Source organism: Persicobacter diffluens (assembly GCF_036244895.1).
In the GTDB taxonomy this organism is placed as follows: Bacteria; Bacteroidota; Bacteroidia; order Cytophagales; family Cyclobacteriaceae; genus Persicobacter; species Persicobacter diffluens.
Genome location: NZ_BQKE01000003.1, coordinates 782321 through 803428, shown reverse-complemented (window position 1 = coordinate 803428; position 21108 = coordinate 782321). Strand labels below are relative to the sequence as shown.

General features: G+C 41.6%; 10 protein-coding genes. All 10 read left to right on the top strand.

Translation table 11 applies throughout. From position 1 onward, the window contains the following. The first annotated feature begins 66 nt into the window (after positions 1-66). A complete protein-coding gene (locus tag AAA970_RS22425; protein ID WP_338239113.1) occupies positions 67-618 on the top strand; it encodes an REP-associated tyrosine transposase in 552 nt (183 codons plus the stop codon). A gap of 892 nt (positions 619-1510) precedes the next feature. Continuing rightward, positions 1511-2596 carry a fibrobacter succinogenes major paralogous domain-containing protein gene (locus AAA970_RS22420; protein WP_338239112.1) on the top strand — a complete coding sequence of 362 codons (1086 nt, stop codon included), beginning with the start codon at positions 1511-1513 and terminating at the stop codon, positions 2594-2596. Between the two features lie 8 nt (positions 2597-2604). Further along, positions 2605-3108, top strand: coding sequence for a hypothetical protein (locus tag AAA970_RS22415; RefSeq protein ID WP_338239111.1), 504 nt, complete (start codon positions 2605-2607; stop codon positions 3106-3108). Positions 3109-3444: 336 nt separating this feature from the next. Further along, positions 3445-3996 carry an REP-associated tyrosine transposase gene (locus AAA970_RS22410; protein ID WP_338239110.1) on the top strand — a complete coding sequence of 184 codons (552 nt, stop codon included), beginning with the start codon at positions 3445-3447 and terminating at the stop codon, positions 3994-3996. 1049 nt (positions 3997-5045) lie between these two features. Continuing rightward, a complete protein-coding gene (locus AAA970_RS22405) occupies positions 5046-6143 on the top strand; it encodes an FISUMP domain-containing protein (RefSeq protein ID WP_338239109.1) in 1098 nt (365 codons plus the stop codon). A 619-nt stretch (positions 6144-6762) separates the two neighbouring features. Next, a complete protein-coding gene (locus AAA970_RS22400; protein ID WP_338239108.1) occupies positions 6763-7314 on the top strand; it encodes an REP-associated tyrosine transposase in 552 nt (183 codons plus the stop codon). Between the two features lie 889 nt (positions 7315-8203). After that, entirely contained in the window at positions 8204-9280 is a 1077-nt protein-coding gene (locus AAA970_RS22395) for a fibrobacter succinogenes major paralogous domain-containing protein (protein ID WP_338239107.1), read from the top strand. Positions 9281-9284: 4 nt separating this feature from the next. Continuing rightward, complete coding sequence (locus AAA970_RS22390) at positions 9285-16397, top strand: PKD domain-containing protein (RefSeq protein ID WP_338239106.1); 7113 nt, start codon at positions 9285-9287, stop codon at positions 16395-16397. Positions 16398-16563: 166 nt separating this feature from the next. Further along, positions 16564-17631: an outer membrane beta-barrel protein gene (locus AAA970_RS22385; protein WP_338239105.1), complete on the top strand. Its 1068-nt coding sequence runs from the start codon at positions 16564-16566 to the stop codon at positions 17629-17631. A gap of 416 nt (positions 17632-18047) precedes the next feature. After that, a complete protein-coding gene (locus tag AAA970_RS22380; RefSeq protein WP_338239104.1) occupies positions 18048-19208 on the top strand; it encodes a hypothetical protein in 1161 nt (386 codons plus the stop codon). Positions 19209-21108: the final 1900 nt, after the last annotated feature.

Below are 21108 nucleotides of genomic sequence, written 5' to 3'. Positions count from 1 at the left end.
TTAATTTTTGGCATAAAATGTAAAACGGATTATCTATAGTTTATGCTTTAATTATAGTTTTAAGTTATGGGAAGAAAATACCAAATAGTAAATGATGAGTATTTTTACTTTCTTACCTTTACTACGGTTTATTGGCTAGATATTTTCAGTCGGGAAATTTATAGTCAAATACTTATTAATAGTCTTCGTTATTGTCAAAGAGAGAAGGGGCTTAAGATTGGTGCTTTTTGTGTGATGCCTTCTCATGTTCATTTTATTTGGGGATGCCAGGAACAAGGGACATTAAGTGGGATAATAAGGGATTTTAAAAAATATACCAGCAATAGGATTTTAAAAGAAATTCAACTTCACCCGCAAGAGAGTCGACGAGAATGGCTTTTGTGGATGATGGAAAGAGCCGCAAAAAAGAATAGTCGTAATAAGAATTATCAATTTTGGCAGCAACATAATCATCCAATTGAATTGAATACGAATGATAAAATAGATAGTCGTTTGCATTATATTCACAATAATCCGGTTGAAGCGGGTTTGGTGTATGAAGCGACAGCTTGGAAATATAGCTCCGCATCGGCTTATGCCGGTAGGGAGTCACTTTTAGACTTAATATATTTAACATAAAAATATTGAACATTTGATGAATGATTTTTTGAATAGTAGACTAAACAGGGGTCTAAACACTGGTCGTAGTCTTCGCTTGCGGAACTCAGCGGTTTGGTGTGGAAAGTCCAGCAGCGACTATGACCGAGTCCATGGAACTTAGTGGTAGTAGGTCTTAGTGATGCTCGCACGGCTCGCTGTAACACTAAGACCAGGCCTAAGACTAAACAGGGGTCTAAACACTGGTCGTAGTCTTCGTTTGCGGAACTCAGCGGTTTAATGGGAAAGCCCCGCGGTGACTACGACCGAGTCCATGGAACCGAAAAATTCAGTGGTTGGTCTTAGTGATGCTCGCACGGCTCGCTGTAACACTAAGACCAGGCCTAAGACTAAACACTGGTCGTAGTCTTCGCTTGCGGAACTCAGCAGTTTAGTGTGGAAAGCCCCGCGGCGACTACGACCGAGAGCACAGAATGAAAAAATTCAGTGGTTGGTCTTAGTGATGCTCGCATGGCTCGCTGTAACACTAAGACCAGACATAAGATGGAACACTGGTCGTAGTCTTCGCTTGCGGAACTCAGCAGTTTAGTGTGGAAAGCCCCGCGGCGACTACGACCGAGTCCATGGGACTTAGTGGTAGTTGGTCTTAGTGATGCTCGCACGGCTCGCTGTAACACTAAGACCAGGGATGAGCTCGCTGTAACAAAAGACCAGAGATTAGGCGGCGACCAAATTCACCGAATCGATTCAAAAAAATATTAGACAAATAAAGAATTAATAACACTATAGAGAATTGTAGAAAAGAGAAATGGATTATCAACGGTAGAGGTTTTAATGACCTTTCCAAAATGTTAATCCCATGAATCTATTTTGACAATTTGATTAATCCGTTTTACAATTAAATTTTAATGCCATGAAACTTCATGAATTAAAGCCTTTTGCAGCCGGGCTAATGGCCGCAGCGATGATGTTTTCTTCCTGTGGAAGTGATGATGAGCCGGTTAATCCAACTCCTCCTCCGGTGGATGAGGAAAAGGTAGTGCCGACCTTAGCAGTTGCTATCCCTGAGCATATGCGTTCTGGTGATTTTGACCAGGAGTTGACGCATGTTTATTTATATGCTGATTCTGCTCGTTTAGAGTTCAGTTGGGTGCTGGAGGATGAAACTAACTACTATGAAGTTGGAGACGAATTGAGCCTGACCATTGGCGATCAGGAATACACACTGAATGAGGTGGATGGGAAATTTACTACTGACCTTCTAATGGCCGAGTTCAATGACCAGTATTTGGAAGATATTACAGCTTCTGCTAGCGTAGAGATTACGGATGCGAGCTATGAAGAGGAAGGTGATGCTGTGGTGCCACTTGACTTTACGATTACTACGGGTAAGTTTGGTTCTGTGGTGTTTGATTTTCAAACGGACTACCGTTATAGCACAGTGCAAATCTGTGATGCAGCAGGTGAAAATTGCCAGGTTTGGATGGCCGAGAATTTGAGATGGGAAGGAAAAGACGGCAGTATTGGAAGAAGGCTTTATAATTTAATGGGAGAAACAGAGGCAATCCCTAACTATGTGGAGCAATTTGGACATATGTATAGCTTTGATGAAAAGGCTGAACTGCTACCTCTTTTAAGTTCTTCAGATTGGACTTTACCTACTTTTGATAATTGGGGTTCACTATTTATTAATGTTGGAGGATCCGAAGATAATGGCGTTTATTCCAATATTTTTAATGCTCTTTGTGAAGGGGGAACTTGGGATGATTCTATTTATCAAGATCAGGATGATTGGGAGAACCAATATTTATTTTCTGTAAGGGGTGGTGGTATTTACCGAGAGCAAGACAATGGTATTAATGCTTTTGGAGTCCATTCATGGTTTCATTATAATTATGAAAATAGTAATAGCGATTATATAATAAGATTTTCTGATTACGAGACTGAGTTTGTTTACACATTATCATCAGGTAGAAATTTTATTAGATTAGTTAAGTAATTAGAGTTATGACTAAGAGAGTATTATTGTTTTCTATATTTACTTGGTGGAATTTTGTGGCTTTCGGCCAATATGAACTTTCCATATCATCTTTTTCCATTGAGCGAAATACCATTAGTTTGATTTCCCAAACTCAGTTAAAGGTTGAAACAAATTTTAATCCGATAGATGGAGATTATTTAGACAGTTTCCAATATACTCTCTTAGCCCCTTTACCGGATATTGATTTATATAAAAGGACCAATAATTCTTGGTCAAAAATACTACAAAATGGCCAATGGCTCGAAAGGGATATCAGGGAGGGTAATATTTCCGTTTCTACCTTAAATGAAAATGTAAACCCAGGAGATTCTTTTGAATTTTCTTTGAAAGTGGATTACATCGGGGATGATGTTGTTACTATCGATCCTTCTACCGGAAGATTGACGGTTACAATTGGTGCGGTTTCACCCACTTATCATACCGTTCACCCCACTGGTCGTAGTCTTCGCTCGCAGAACTCAGCTGTTTAGTGTGGAAAGTCCAGCGGCGACTACGACCTAGTCCATGGAACTTAATGGTAGTAGGTCTTAGTGATGCTCGCACGGCTCGCTGTAACACTAAGACCAGACATATATTTAGCTGTTTAGTTGGAAAGTCCAGCAGCAACTGCGACCGAGTCCACGAAATGAAACAAATTTGGGTTTGGTCATTTAATGCTCGTACGGCTTGTTTTAACCCTAAGGGCAGATTAAATTGTTTGAGGTACTATCAAAAGCAGGAAAAGGAAGAATAATAACAAATTAATTTTTGGCATAAAATGTAAAACGGATTATCTATAGTTTATGCTTTAATTATAGTTTTAAGTTATGGGAAGAAAATACCAAATAGTAAATGATGAGTATTTTTACTTTCTTACCTTTACTACGGTTTATTGGCTAGATATTTTCAGTCGGGAAATTTATAGTCAAATACTTATTGATAGTCTTCGTTATTGTCAAAGAGAGAAGGGGCTTAAGATTGGTGCTTTTTGTGTGATGCCTTCTCATGTTCATTTTATTTGGGGATGCCAGGAACAAGGGACATTAAGTGGGATAATAAGGGATTTTAAAAAATATACCAGCAATAGGATTTTAAAAGAAATTCAACTTCACCCGCAAGAGAGACGACGAGAATGGCTTTTGTGGATGAGGGAAAGAGCCGCAAAAAAGAATAGTCGTAATAAGAATTATCAATTTTGGCAGCAACATAATCATCCCATTGAATTGAATACGAATGATAAAATAGATAGTCGCTTGCATTATATTCACAATAATCCGGTTGAAGCGGGTTTGGTGTATGAAGCGACAGCTTGGAAATATAGCTCCGCATCGGCTTATGCCGGTAGGGAGTCACTTTTAGACTTAATATATTTAACATAAAAAAATTGAACATTTGAATGAATGATTTTTTGAATAGTAGACTAAACAGGGGTCTAAACACTGGTCGTAGTCTTCGTTTGCGGAACTCAGCAATTTAGTGTGGAATGCCCCGCGGCGACTACGACCGAGTCCATGGAACTTAGTAGTAGTAGGTCTTAGTGATGCTCGCACAGCTCCCTGTAACACTAAGACCAGACATAAGACGGAACACTGGTCGTAGTCTTTGCATGCGGAACTCGGCGGTTTAATGGGAAAGCCCCGCGGCTACTACGACCGAGAGCACAGAATGAAAAAATTCAGTGGTTGGTCTTAGTGATGCTCGCACGGCTCGCTGTAACACTAAGACCAGACATAAGATGGAACACTGGTCGTAGTCTTCGCTTGCGGAACTCAGCGGTTTAATGGGAAAGCCCCGCGGCGACTACGACCGAGTTCACAGAATGAAAAAATTCAGTGGTTGGTCTTAGTGATGCTCGCATGGCTCGCTGTAACACTAAGACCAGACATAAGATGGAACACTGGTCGTAGTCTTCGCTTGCGGAACTCAACGGTTTAGTGAGGAAAGCCCCGCGGTGACTACGACCGAGTCCACGGAATGGAAATTTCAGTGGTTGGTCTTAGTGATGCTCGCACGGCTCGCTGTAACAAAAGACCAGGCCTAAGACTAAACAGGGGTCTAAACACTGGTCGTAGTCTTCGCTTGCGGAACTCAGCACTTTAGTGGGAAAGCCCCGCGGCGACTACGACCGAGTCCAGGGAACCGAAAAATTCAGTGGTTGGTCTTAGTGATGCTCGCACGGCTCGCTGTAACACTAAGACCAGGGATGAGCTCGCTGTAACAAAAGACCAGAGGTTAGGCGGCGACCAAATTCACCGAATCGATTCAAATAAATATTAGACAAAAAAATAATTAATAACACTATAGAGAATTGGAAAAAAGAGAAATGGATTATGAACGGTAAAGGTTTTAATGGCCTTTCCCATACCTTAATCTCATGAATCTATTTTGACAATTTGATTAATCCGTTTTACAATTAAATTTTAATGCCATGAAACTTCATGAATTAAAGCCTTTTGCAGCCGGGCTAATGGCCGCAGCGATGATGTTTTCTTCCTGTGGAAGTGATGATGAGGGAACGCCGGATCCAGGACCGGGACCAGAGCCGGAAGAGATTATTTTACCGGAATTGACCGTTAGCCTGGTAGATGGTTTTCAATCTACTGAAATGAACAGTACGGCAGATCACCTTTACCTACATGCCGATTCTGTTCAGTTGGTATTGAGCTGGGAAAAAGAAGCGGATAAAAAGTACGCTACCATGGGGGATCTGAGTCTGAAAATGGGCGATGAAATCTATGCCTTGACTGCAACCGACAATGGTTTTGAAACCGCCGTTCTAAGAGATGATTTCAATGATGCCTATTTAACCGATTTTGACTTATTGGCTGAGGCCGCTGTAGAAGATGAAGAATATGAAGGCGATGAAGAAAAAGTAAGCCTTGACTTTACCCTAACGACCGGTAAGTTTGGTTCTGTAGTGTTTGATTTTCAAACGGACTACCGTTATAGCACGGTGCAAATCTGTGATGCAGCAGGTGAAAATTGCCAGGTTTGGATGGCGGAGAATTTGAGATGGGAGAGTAAAGATATTGAGGATAATGGTAGAGAGTATAAACTAGAGGGTGAGACGACCGCAATACCAAATTATGTCAGTGATTTTGGGCATTTGTATACTTATCAGGAGAAAAGGGATATTATTTCATTACTAAATGGAAATGATTGGAATATCCCTGAGGGAGAAAAGTGGTATTCTTTATGTGAGTTAGTTGGAGGTGAGCTAGGACAGGGAGATAATGATGATAGATATTTTGATGTTTTTGAAAAATTTAATGACCCCCTATATTGGAATGATGATTATCAAAAGGAGGATTGGACTAATAAAACAGGTTTAAGTTTAAGAGCAGGGGGAAGATATATGAAATTTAGTCAATCTGAAGGTGTTTTTAATTTCTATAAAAGTGCAAGATTTCATGCTATTACATCAGATGGATTTCAACGGCATATTAGAGTAGATGACGAATTTTTGTTGTTAACAAGTTGGGGTAACGGAGATGATATGCTTTGTATAAGATTATCTAAAAAGTAATTTTTTATGAAGAGGATATTAGGTTTATTTTTGGTTTTATTTAGTACCAATGTTAAAGCACAGTATGTAGTGTCGCTAACTGAACAAAAACAGGATCAGTTTGAAATAAATCATGTTTTAGAAGATTATTTGAAAATAACACATATAGATAATGGTGACATTAATGGTAGTTTACTCGATGATTTCCAATACACCCTAATATCCCCCCACTGGTCGTAGTCTTCGCTTGCGGAACTCAGCAGTTTAGCGTGGAAAGCCCCGCGGCGACTACGACCGAGTCCACGGAATGAAAAAATTCTGTGGTTGGTCTTAGTGATGCTCGCACGGCTCGCTGTAACACTAAGACCAGGCCTAAGACTAAACACTGGTCGTAGTCTTCGCTTGCGGAACTCAGCAGTTTAGTTGGAAAGTCCAGCAGCAACTACGACCAAGTCCACGGAAAGAAAAATTCAGTGGTTGATCTTTTGATGCTCGTACGGCTAGTTTTAACCCTAAGGGCAGATTAAATTGTTTGTAGTACTATCAAAAGCAGGAAAAGGAAAAATAATAACAAATTAATTTTGGCATAAAATGTAAAACGGATTATCTATAGTTTATGCTTTAATTATAGTTTTAAGTTATGGGAAGAAAATACCAAATAGTAAATGATGAGTATTTTTACTTTCTTACCTTTACTACGGTTTATTGGCTAGATATTTTCAGTCGGGAAATTTATAGTCAAATACTTATTGATAGTCTTCGTTATTGTCAAAGAGAGAAGGGGCTGAAGATTGGTGCTTTTTGTGTGATGCCTTCTCATGTTCATTTTATTTGGGGATGGCAGGAACAAGGGACATTAAGTGGGATAATAAGAGATTTTAAAAAATATACCAGCAATAGGATTTTAAAAGAAATTCAACTTCACCCGCAAGAGAGTCGACGAGAATGGCTTTTGTGGATGATGGAAAGAGCTGCAAAAAAGAATAGTCGAAATAAGAATTATCAATTTTGGCAGCAACATAATCATCCCATTGAATTGAATACGAATGATAAAATAGATAGTCGCTTGCATTATATTCACAATAATCCGGTTGAAGCGGGTTTGGTGTATGAAGCGACAGCTTGGAAATATAGCTCCGCATCGGCTTATGCCGGTAGGGAGTCACTTTTAGACTTAATATATTTAACATAAAAAAATTGAACATTTGAATGAATGATTTTTTGAATAGTAGACTAAACAGGGGTCCAAACACTGGTCGTAGTCTTCGTTTTCGGAACTCAACGGTTTAGTGAGGAAAGCCCCGCGGCGACTACGACCGAGAGCACAGAATGAAAAAATTCAGTGGTTGGTCTTAGTGATGCTCGCACGGCTCGCTGTAACACTAAGACCAGACATAAGATGGAACACTGGTCGTAGTCTTCGTTTGCGGAACTCAACGGTTTAGTGAGGAAAGCCCCGGGGCGACTACGACCGAGAGCACAGAATGAAAAAATTCAGTGGATGGTCTTAGTGATGCTCGCACGGCTCGCTGTAACACTAAGACCAGACATAAGATGGAACACTGGTCGTAGTCTTCGCTTGCGGAACTCAGCGGTTTAATGGGAAAGCCCCGCGGCGACTACGACCGAGAGCACAGAATGAAAAAATTCAGTGGTTGGTCTTAGTGATGCTCGCACGGCTCGCTGTAACACTAAGACCAGACATAAGACGGAACACTGGTCGTAGTCTTCGCTTGCGGAACTCAGGAGTTTAGCGTGGAAAGCCCCGCGGTGACTACGACCGAGTCCACGGAATGGAAATTTCAGTGGTTGGTCTTAGTGATGCTCGCACTGCTCGCTGTAACAAAAGACCAGGGATGAGCTCGCTGTAACAAAAGACCAGAGATTAGGCGGCGACCAAAGGCACCGAATCGATTCAAAAAAATATTAGACAAAAAAATAATTAATAACACTATAGAGAATTGGAAAAAAGAGAAATGGATTATGAATGGTAAAGGTTTTAATGACCTTTCCAAAATGTTAATCCCATGAATCTATTTTGACAATTTGATTAATCCGTTTTACAATTAAATTTTAATGCCATGAAACTTCATGAATTAAAGCCTTTTGCAGCCGGGCTAATGGCCGCAGCGATGATGTTTTCTTCCTGTGGAAGTGATGATGAGGGAACGCCGGATCCAGGACCAGAACCAGAGCCGGAAGAAATTTTTTTACCGGAATTGACCGTTAGTCTGGTAGATGGTTTTCAATCTACTGAAATGAACAGTACGGCAGATCACCTTTACCTACATGCCGATTCTGTTCAGTTGGTATTGAGCTGGGAAAAAGAAGCGGATAAAAAGTACGCTACCATGGGGGACCTGAGTCTGAAAATGGGCGATGAAACTTATGCCTTGACAGCAACCGACAATGGTTTTGAAACCGCCGTTCTAAGAGATGATTTCAATGATGCCTATTTAACCGATTTTGACTTATTGGCTGAGGCCGCTGTAGAAGATGAAGAATATGAAGGCGATGAAGAAAAAGTAAGCCTTGACTTTACCCTAACGACCGGTAAGTTTGGTTCTGTAGTGTTTGATTTTCAAACGGACTACCGTTATAGCACAGTGCAAATCTGTGATGCAGCAGGTGAAAATTGCCAGGTTTGGATGGCCGAGAATTTGAGATGGGAGAGTAAAGATATTGAGGATAATGGTAGAGAGTATAAACTAGAGGGTGAGACGACCGAAATACCCAACTATGTACGTGATTTTGGGCATTTGTATACTTATGAAGAAAAAGCTGATATTATATCCTCCTTGAATAATAACTCTTGGTCTATGCCAACACAGGAAAATTGGTATAGGTTATGTGAAAATGTTGGTGGAATCGACACAGATGGTATTTATACCAATGTTTTTGAAGCTTTAGCAAATAATACTTATTGGGACGAATCTTTATATTCCGATAAAGATAGTTGGACTAATGACCATGGATTCAATTTAAAAGGAAGTGGTTTATTCATTGTTTCTTTGGATTATATTGGGGGATATAATTTGCATTCCAGATTTCATTATTTATCGCAAAGTGATGGCTTTAGCTATTTTGGTTTTTATAATTATGAAGCCAAAATTGATACATCTACGAATAGTTTTCTTTCTATAAGGTTAATTAGGTAGGGATATGAAAAAAAGAGTATTTTTGAATCTTATCTTGTGTTTTTTTATACTTGATCATTGTTTTGCTCAATATTCTTTTCAGAGCAATGCGAAGATCATTAAGGATTATAGCATTGTTAATATTAATGAAAATGACGTTCATATTTTTGATAGCAATTTATTGAAGCCGGTAGAAAATGAATATCTTGATAGCTTCAAATATACTCTCTTAGCCCCTTTACCGGATATTGATTTATATAAAAGGACCAATAATTCTTGGTCAAAAATAACAACAGATGGACAATGGTTAGAAAGGGATATCAGGGAGGGTAATATTTCCGTTTCTACCTTAAATGAAAATGTAAACCCAGGAGATTCTTTTGAATTCTCTTTGAAAGTGGATTACATCGGAGATGATGTTGTTACTATCAATCCTTCTACCGGAAAATTGACGGTTACAATTGGTGCGGATTCACCCACTTATCACTCCGTTCACCAAGGTGCGGCCGCTTCCTTTCAAGATCCTTTTGATTTTACTTATTCCGGGAATCCCAGTGGGGACGATAAAAAATATCGCATTTTATCGTTTTCTCCGGAGTTTACTAATGCGCAAACAGCCTTAAAATTATTTGATATTACCATTGGGTGGCAAACGTTACAAATTGGGGATGAGTGGCTTTATCCTCAAATGCAAGGGGAGCTTGTTGCTTTCTTTACTGAAAGTGCTAGTCCAGTAAAAAGGTACGCGATTGAGATTGAAGGTTTACAGAAAAAAGGTTCTAATTGGAATTCACTAGGAAAAGAGTGGATGTATTTTTCGGTTGAAGACCTGTCCGGGCAGAACCTCTACAACCTCAGTGATTTACCCACCGGAATGAACCAGGCAGTACCCACTGATGCCACGGGTGCTGAGACTCATTTTAAAGGATTTAATTTTTTAGCCTATAGCGCCGACACTTCCAGGCATTTGGTTAGCAAGGTAAATATCAATGGTCAGTTCAATACCACCAATGGCCATCAATTTACTTATTCGGGCTCCAATGAATATGGAATTTCTCTTACTCAAGATGGTAATAATTGGACCTTAACCGCTACAAATCCTGCACCTGTTGCAAAGATGAATGAGGTGATTGAAGATATTGAATATTACCGAACTTGTGAAGGGCAGGGCTCTGTACTGGAGGGGCTTTCTATGGAAGTCGTTGCGCCTAATGATCAAACTCAATCCTCGGCAGGGCAATTGGATTATGTCTATACCCCTGAGATTACCACTGAGTCAGACCATACCCTTATTATTCAAAATTATTTCGAAATTTATCTGGATGCTGAAAATGATTGTGATTTTTCAAATCAAGACCTTATTCCAGAATTTGCGGTTGATGCCTCCATCGATAACGTTGATTGGTTGTTTTTTGATGAAAACACGAATAAAATATTTGGATTTCCCTTTAAGCCTACCACTGCTGACGTTACATTAGATGTTTCTGTGAATTATACCGGAAAGAATGAGAGTACTACCACCACATTTACTTTCCGTGCCATTGATGCAAGCTATACGATAGATGCTGGGCAGAATTTAAATATTTTAGGTTGTCATGAGTATACCATTTCGGATGTGGTGTTGCAAGGTGCTTCAAATACAGCATTTATGAAGGCCAATAGTTATCAGATCCAATTACCTGATGGTTATATATTTTCGAATCGGAACGTGGATCCAGGTCTGGAGGTTCAAAAAGATAATGGTGATTGGCAGAGCACCGATATCTCTGGAGGGAATGATTATGCTTATATTAATAATAATCGCACGCTAGAAATAAGGCACAATAGAGGGGGAGAAAGTGCTGGAAGAGGGGCTTTTAAGATTGGAAGCCTTTCAATAAAATATACCGGTACAGCGGAAGTTGTACCAAGCCAGGGCATTTTTAAACTTTTTCAAAGGGATACAAATGGGACATCAGAACTCGCGGTAAGCGATGTTCATCAAATCTCTTTTTTCCGACCTTACTGCTATATCAACTATTTCCCCAACCCTTCCTGTGTAGGGGAACCGGTGCAGGTTAATGTATTGAATCGTAGTGATGAATATTTTTGGTTAGAGATTTGGGATAACGAAAATAACTTTGTGGCTGAGCAGTATATCGAAAGCACTGATTTTCCCATTACCACCAGTTTAGATGCAGGGGAATACCAATTGCGGATCGCTCATCGGTTAGATATTAATGATGACCACGGTAAATCTTGTTTTGTGGGTAATCCTTACCCCTTAACGATTAATGAGAGTCCAGCTTTGGAAGCTAATGCTATTGAGGAGCATCAGTTTAATAACACCGATAATACCGAATATCCTTTATTTGATGAGTTCTTTTTAACCGAAACTCCTTCTTTTGGTACTGACATTTTATTATTGGCAGATGGAGAAGGTGTGGTGAAAAGAGAGGATGATTTTTACTTCCGGCCCTCTCTGGTGAATGGGGAGACTGGAAGTGATTTAGTAGAGGTGGTGCTTACTGCAGTTAATAGTAGTACAGGATGTTCGGCCTCTGCTACAGTGACCATGCGTGTTATTTCGGATCTTTATGCAAATAATTTTATTTGTTACTCCGCTAGTGATGAATACCAATTAATCAAGGAAGAGGTGGATGCCCTTCCCCAGCCGGATCAGATCACGCTGAATGCAGACCAGATACTGGATTGGGTCATGCAGGATTATGATCGACAGGCTGCCAGTGCCTCTTATATGCAAAAGGCCAGAACGCACGCCATGAATAATTTACGGAGCAGAATCAACAGCCTGATTTCTACCCGGGATATACAAGCTGAAATAAAGGAGGGCTTTAGAAAAAACGGATTTGAGCTTTCTTATCGTTATAAAGACTATGTGGATATTCAACTAGATGTGCTTCTTGAGTCAAGAACACTTGGTTATGTTAGAAGTAGGTTGGATGGGACGGAGGATCTTTTCTTTTTTGGAGTACCACCTAGTAATCCATCAGATACCTTAACTTTTGTCAGAAGACCGGTAAAGTTAAATGTCCTGAATTATGCGGACTCCCTAGATTTTTCTTTTGTGCTGGACGGTGTAAAAACGGATTTAAAAATTGGAGCAACTCAGGATATCGATTTTTCATTCTTGCCAACAGGTTATTGCAGTACTCAGAAACCACTATGGGTATTCAATAGATTCATGAATATTACCGATATCCGGACAACTGTTGATGGGGAAATAGTTGCAATTGCTAATCCGGATGATGAAAATACTTCGAATACTACCATTTATAAGCTTGATTTTTCTGAATTGGATTTTAGTGAGGGGGTGAATCAGGTACAGGTGGAGATTGACTTTGATCAGGGAGGCTGTTCCGATACCTATGAAATGATCATTTCTGTTTCAGCGGGTGCATTTAGGCCAACCTTGGCATATGATGGACGTGTTTATAGTGCGGATGATGACAATGCGATCACTTTGAATTATTGTCGTGGAGAGGAAACTTTGCCTTTCCAGGTCCCAAATGCGGCTTTTGATGTGAATTGGTATTATAACGGTGGGGAAAGAGATGAGGATCGACCCGGTAATGATATCTTTTTATTGGCAACGGTTCCCGGATCTCAGGCTTTAGAAGTGAGTTATATTGGAGGCTGTGGTGATGGTGTGGATAATCCGGTACTTTCGGTAAATATCAATTCCACTCCGGAAATAAATCTTCAGCCTCAGGCAGAAGATTACTATATTCCTTATGGGGAGGAACCTATGGTGAATTTGAATGATTTTTTACCGGTAGACTTCACCCTCATGGCTAATGATATTCTTGAGGCGATCATTTTTCTAGACGGAAATGAAGTCGATAGGGTGGGTACGCATGAATTGCATTTCTCGAACTATGAGATTTTGGAATCCGGTTATTACGGGATCCAATGGCAGTTGCAAAGAGATCAGGTGGCTGATGGTAGTCAGGAAACCTTTAGTTGTGACTATAATGGGCAAACGGAAAGTTTCATTTTTTATCGACTTCCTGAAGTAGTAATAGCGGATCATTATATGTGTCCAGATGAGGTTTCCATTGATTTATTGGACATCACTACTTTGAATTATCCATATGAAAAGGCAGAAATTGAAGGAGCCTTCCTGTTTTCTTATCGCTTAACGTCCAATTCCGAGTGGATACCTTTAAATGAGAGTACTGTTTTGACGCCACCGGAAAAAGGAGTGTTCGATATTAAAGTAAGTTTTCAGGAAACCGGTTTTGGGGAATCGGCTTTGGTTAATTCAAATGAAGCTTCTCTTCGATATGATAATATCGTCGTGACACTTCCCTATTATGAGGAAAGTGGGGAGTCTTTGAAAAAACTTTGTATCAATACCGAGGTATGGAAAACGGCGCCCTCCTTATTTTTGAATGATGAGGAACAGCCTGCCAATATTGGATATTATACTTTTAAAATCATTGAGAAAGTTACGGGCGAAATATTTAATGATTTAGTTTATATAGAAGATGATAGTGTGGTGATAGCTCCGATCAGAGGTGGGGAATACGAATTGGAAATAACGACGCATACTAAAAACATTGACGCTACTTTCGGTGAGTGTGCTGTTATCCATACATTTGATTTCAATATTTATCAAAGCCCTATAGCGCTGATGGATCACATTACCGATAATTATTGTTTGGATGAGAATGGTACAGTGGAATTAAATACAATGGCTACTGACTATTTAAATAATGAAATACCTTGGGGTGATTTAGCGGATATTCAATATGAAGTGAAAGACCATCTGGGGACTGTAGTCGAAGGCCTCCTTTCTCCCGGAAATGAAGCTAAAAAGTTTTATACCACTGAGGTGGGCCATTTTGAGGTTACTTTTTTCATAGAAGATGAACATGGTTGTTACGCTTCTACTCAAACACCTGTCAAAGTTAAGGCCGTTCCTCATACGGAATTCACGCTTGTGAATGATTCTCCTTACTTATGTGTAAATGATGATAAACCTTTTGAATTCAAGAATTTATCTGAAATTCCAGAATATGATGGGGTTGACTTTGGGGGTGAAATTGTGCGCTATAGCTGGGATTTTGGAAGTGGTTATTTTGCCGATAATGATACTGCTGGAAAAGGAATTGAGGATGAAGTTGGGGGAGAAGGTTCCGAGTTTAACACCTCAGGAACTTACAAAGAGCCTAAACATACTTATTTGGTTCCCAATGCTTATGAGGTCACTTTACTTGCAGAATCGGAATTTGGTTGTAGTACGAGCTACTCCACAACGGTGGAATTAGGAGCTAATCCAGTGGCTGATTTTTCATATAAAAATATGACTTTAACCAGCCCAACTATTTTTATTGATGCTTCTGAAATTGCCAATACCACTATGCTACGAAAAATAGAAAGTTGGGAGTGGGATTTTGGAAATGGAGAGACTATTACTTATTTCGATAATAACGAGTTCGAATATCCAAACTATCTTGATGCGGGAACTTATGATGTGAGATTAATTGTTAAGTCTCAAGTGGTGGGTTGTCTGGACACCGTGCAGTTTACCATCCCCATATTCCCACTTTCCAGTCCGACACGTGAAAATGGTTACTTTACCGATTTCAGTGAAGGTAACGTTGGTTGGCTGCACTCCGGCCAATGGGATACGCCGGATAGTTTAAGTTCCTGGAGCATTGCGGAGGCGCGTTGGCAAACCAATATGGGTTCCCATGGATCACAGGAGCATACCTATTATGCCGCGGAGAATTCCTGGGTGGAAAGTCCAACTTTTGACCTGTCGAATTTGGATCTGCCGATGTTGGCCCTTCACATGCAGTTGAATAGTGCTAGCGGGGTTGATGGATTGTCTTTGCGCTTTACGACGGATGAAGGTGAAAATTGGTATACGGTCGGGGAGGTAGAGGCTGGTATTGACTGGTTTAGCCATCAGACGGTATTGAGTTTGCCACAGGCCGCAGATAATAAGAAGGAGGGCTGGTCCGGCATTACCGAAGACCTGTATGCCCGCATTCCACTGGACGTAGTGAAGCAGGCGGCATTGGCCGATGATGGTGATGGCCGCGTGCGTTTCCGTTTGTGGTTTGCCTCCAATGCGGAGGTGGATGCATCAGCCGGATTCACGGGTGTGGTGATTGAGGATGTAGCGATTTCTTCCCGAAATCATATGGTGGTGACCGAGCATTTTATACATGATTTGTACGGTAAGGAAGAAACGGAGGCCATTAAACAGACGGCGCAACAATCGCCGGAAGAGATGGTGCTTTTGCAATATCCTTTCCAGCTTTTGAATGAAAGTGAAAACAATTTGTGGGATTATTCCTGGAAGCCTGCCAGTGCCAGAGGATTGCATTATAGCATTCCGAAGCCGGAGCGTGCGATGGTGGATGGCCGCTGGTATGAGGATGAAGTGTGGTCCAAAAGCTGGGGACCTCTGGCGGTGAGTCAGCGGAAGCTTCAAAAAGCCAGGGTGGTGATAGATGAAATAGAGGAAGGTGATTTTGAACTACTTCCGAATAATCAGCTTCAAATCAATTTAGGCTTTGAGCAAACCGCTTTGAGCTTTCAGGAAGAAGAGGAATTTTTATTGGTGCATACCTTATTGGTAGCCAAAGATTTTCAATTGCCGGGAGGAGAGCGATATGAGCAGATCGTTCGACAGATGCTTCCTGATGCTACCGGGCAGAAAGTCAGCCTTGCCGAATTGGCCTCCGAGCAGCAGAATGGTCGCTGGGAAGGTTCGGTGAACTGGATTCCGGATGTGGCCTGGGCTTATGCCGATGGGGTGCAGCTGGTGGTATTGGTGCAGGGCATGCAGACGGATGAGATTTACCAGGCGGCCACTTTTGATATTCCGGCTTATCTGATTCCGGAAGCCCCAACCGATGCAGAGGAGTTGGCCAAGGCTTTGCGTTTATTCCCTAATCCGAACGATGGTCGTTTTGTTTTACAGTGGCCATCGGAGGGACAGGCAGATAGCTGGGCCTTGTATACGACTGCGGGTGTTCGCGTAGCGGATGGAGATTTCCAATTTCCGGCCCATGCAGCGCAAAAATTTGATATAGAAGATTTAGCGGATGGCGTTTATGTCCTGATGTTAATGAAAGATGGAAAAGTACTGACCTCAAAACGGATGATGGTTGCGCATTAGCGATCGCATCTGATGTCAGTGATTACGGTTGTAAAATGGATTTTGGGCCCGGGAGTTATTTCCGGGCCACTTTTTCGTTTTTGACCTTTATGTTTTTTAAATTGAATTTATTTAAGATATTTACATATTGTTTTTAAAATATTAGCATACGCTAAAATGTATACCTATGATTAAAAGACTGCTATTGGTTCCCATATTGCTATGGAGCAGTTGGAGTGCTTTTGGGCAATCTAAGGATTGCGCCAACCGCTTGTTAGATGCCCGGAATGAGTTTAATGCCGGTCGATTGGAGAAGGTCGCCCCGATGTTGGCGCCCTGCCTGAAAAATGGGGGCTTTACCGGTGCCCAGGAAATTGAGGCGAATAAATTATTATGTCTTTCCAGTTTATATAATAATGAACAGGAAAAGGCAGAGGAATATATGTTGCGTTTTTTAACATTAAATCCGGAATATAAAATTAACGCGGCTATTGATCCACCGGAATTTATTCATATCTATAATCGTTTTCGAACCCGACCGGTTTTGGTCTGGGGAGTGGAGGCCGGCTTTTTGTCCGGTTTTATCCAGCGGGATCAGTTTCATAGCTTATCCTCAGATTCGGAGCAGGAAAGAGGAGAGTTTTCCCAGCTTTATGGCTTGAATGTACAAGTGGCTTTTGAATATTATCTGAATGAAAAATGGGCGCTGCATTCCGGCTTGGGCTATCAATATAGTCAGTTTTTATATCAACAGAAGGATAGATTTAATATCAGCGGAGATTATCAGGGGTATTCTACCCTTGATTTTAGCCAGAGCCAAAGCAGTATTTTACTGCCGTTACACCTGCAGTACGTTTTTGGGCCACGCGAACAGCAAGTCTTTCTAAGAGCGGGGGGAAGTTATATGTTCAATTTTATTAATTCTGCGAATGCTTCCCGGGATGATCAGTTAGGGAATATTAATTCAAAAATTGAACAGGCGGGCATTGATATTGGCAGTATGCGCAATATGCACAATGCCTCTTTGGATGCCAGTGTTGGTTTTAGAAAGAAGAATATTTTAGGAAATGGTTGGCTCTCGGCAGAACTGGGCTTTTCCTATGGAATGCTGTTAGAAAATAATCCGGATGGCCGATATGATAATACCAAACTCATTTACGAATATGGTTATTTAGATTCGGATTATCGGCGACATAATATTTGGTTGAAATTTGCTTATTATCTTCCGGTCTATAAGCCGAAGTTGGTACGATAGTTTTCTTCGATCGCCTTCTTTGGCCATTTGTTGTTTTAGCGCGTTTTTAAAAGCGTATTCTCCGGCGGTAAATTCGAATTAAAGGGAGTGATTTTGGATAATTTCTCAACATTAGCGCTGCTATTTTATCCAAATAATTACGTTTCTCTGCTGCAATAATCAAATTTTCGCTGCGAATATTGTCTTTAAACACGCTCTAAGTGATCAGTCATTTTTACAGTATTATTTTGCTGATGGAGCGTTTGCTAATTGGAGCGAATAGGGCTTGATCAAAAAAATAGCCTGGATTTATTTTTTTCCAGCGTCCACGATAGTCACAGTATTTTGAATAAATAGTAATTAATTTCATTTGTTTAATTCGTGTTATTCAGGCAAAAAATAATTGAAGTCTATTGCACGAAAAATATTTGCAGGAAATGAATAAAATATTTAATACCCTTTCCTTCTCGCTTCTGTTAGCTTTAATGGCCTGCGGGGAACAGTTGGAACTTCCCGAATCAGCCTTCTTTATGCGGATACTGGGCAATAACGGTCATGATGAAGCTGTTGCCCTGCAGACCAATGCGGCCTCGGAGATCTATTTGGCCGGTAATCTCTCCGATGGGGATAAAATTTTCTGGAGTAAGCTGGATCAGTATGGGGTCGCTACCTGGGATTATATCTGGGGAGATAGTAGTCAGCAAGAGATGGCCAACTGGACCCTGGTGGATGGAAAGATGTTGGCCACCGGTAAAGTGGTGGATGATAGTGGTCAAAGTCATCTGGCATTATGGCAAATGAACAGTAGTTCCGGCGCGATGGAAGCGGCAGGCTTTCCGGTGGTTTCCACCGCGGATAGCTGGGGACAAAATGTTATTCAAACGGCCAATGGGGGTACCTTCATTGCAGGCAATTTTCGTAATGCCAATGAGACGCATGAGGGCTCCTTGTATATGTTGTTGAATAGCGCAGAGGAGGTGCAATGGACACATATGTATAGTCAATTGCAGCCTTTTGATCAAATTATTGGCATGCGAGAGGTGGCCGATGGTTATCAGGTGTTGGGAAATGTGATCTCCGAGGGAAGGCTGACCGTTCGTATTGTGCAATTGAATACGGATGGTCTGGTGGCATGGAGCCAAACCCTGCGTGATCAACCGGTCTTAAATGCTGTGGCGATTTCCTGGGAAGGCGCCCTTATTCGTGTACTGGCAACGCAGGGCGTAGGAAATGAGGCGCAAAAGGTGATTTTGAATTTTAGTGAGGAGGGAAAATATTCTCATAAAACGGAATTGCCCCAAGATTATCCTTCCACAGCCGCAGATTTATTATTGGATCCGCAGGGATTTTATTTTGTCCTGAGCAGTGCGGTGGTAGACGCCCGCGATACGGATTGCGTGATTCAGAAGTTTGATGCTTCTTTTGAGCTTATTTGGGAACAACAATATGGATCGGATTGGCAGGATAAAGCCAATAAATTATTTTACCGTTCCAGTGGCCCCGGCTTTTTGGCGACCATCAACTTTGATAATAAAAATGAAAATGCCAATACTAAAATGGCTGTGTATGCCCTGGATCAGGAGGGCGTGTTGAAGTAGCTTTTTGTATATTTCCAAAGCAACGGTCTAAACGGTGGTCGTAGTTTTGGTATTTGGCGTTTGGCGGTTTAGTATGAAAGTTACCACTGGTCGTAGTCTTCGCCCACGGTGTTTGACGGTTTAGTTTGGAAATTCCAGCGGTGAAACGACCGAGTCCATTGGATTATAAAGTGTTGTGGTTGGTCGTAGTGATCTAAACACTGGTCGTAGTCTTCGCCCACGGCGTTTGACGGTTTAGTTTGGAAATTCCAGCGGCGAAACGACCTAAGTCCATGGGATTATAAAGTGTTGTGGTTGGTCGTAGTGATCTAAACACTGGTCGTAGTCTTCGCTTGCGGAACTCAGCTGTTTAGTAGGGCAGTCCAGCGGCGACTACGACCGAGTCCATGGAATTATATAGTGTAGTGGTTGGTCGTAGTGATCTAAACACTGGTCGTAGTCTTCGCTTGCGGAACTCAGCTGTTTAGTAGGGCAGGCCAGCGGTGACTACGACCGAGGCCATGGAATTATAAAGTGTTGTGGTTGGTCGTAGTGATGCTCGCATGGCTAAACACTGGTCGTAGTCTTCGCTTGCGGAACTCAGCTGTTTAGTAGGGCAGTCCAGCGGCGACTACGACCGAGTCCATGGAATTATATAGTGTAGTGGTTGGTCGTAGTGATGCTCGCACGGCTCGCTGTAACACTACGACCAGGCATAAGACAAAATACTGGTCGTAGTCTTCGCTTGCGGAACTCAACGGTTTAGTGGGAAAGTCTCGCGGCGACTACGACCGAGTCCATGGAATGAAAAAATTCAGTGGTTGGTCGTAGTGATGCTCGCACGGCTCGCTGTAACACTACGACCAGGCATAAGACAAAATACTGGTCGTAGTCTTCGCCCACGGTGTTTGACGGTTTAGTTTGGAAATTCCAGCGGCGAAACGACCGAGTCCATGGAATTATAAAGTGTTGTGGTTGGTCGTAGTGATGCTCGCACGGCTCGCTGTAACACTACGACCAGGCATAAGACAAAACACTGGTCGTAGTCTTCGCCCACGGCGATTGGCGGTTTAGTTTAATAATTCCAGCGGTGACTACGACCTAGTCCGTGGAATTATAAAGTGTTGTGGTTGGTCGTAGTGATGCTCGCACGGCTCGCTGTAACACTACGACCAGGCATATGACAAAACACTGGTCGTAGTCTTCGCTTGCGGAACTCAACGGTTTAGTGGGAAAGTCTCGCGGCGACTACGACCGAGTCCATGGAATGAAAAAATTCAGTGGTTGGTCGTAGTGATGCTCGCACGGCTCGCTGAAACACTACGACCAGGCATATGACAAAACACTGGTCGTAGTCTTCGCTTGCGGAACTCAACGGTTTAGTGGGAAAGTCTCGCGGCGACTACGACCGAGTCCATGGAATGAAAAAATTTAGTGGTTGGTCGTAGTGATGCTCGCACGGCTCACTGTAACACTACGACCAGGCATAAGACAAAATACTGGTCGTAGTCTTCGCCCACGGCATTTGACGGTTTAGTTTGGAAATTCCAGCGGCGAAACGACCTAGTCCGTGGAATTAAAAAGTGTAGTGGTTGGTCGCAGTGATGCTCGCACGGCTCGCTGTAACACTACGATCAGGGAAGAGGATTTCTTTGCCCATGATTTTAATCGTGGGCAAAAAGGTTAATCTAGGTCGTAGTCTTCGCCCACGGCGTTTGACGGTTTAGTTTAATAATTCCAGCGGTGACTACGACCTAGTCCGTGGAATTATAAAGTGTTGTGGTTGGTCGTAGTGATGCTCGCACGGCTCGCTGTAACACAACGAACGGAGAAGAGAGAGAAAAAGGAACAGGACATTAGGAAAATTTTCTTTGTCCATGATTTTAATCATAGGCAAAAAATGGCATACAATTTTGAATGT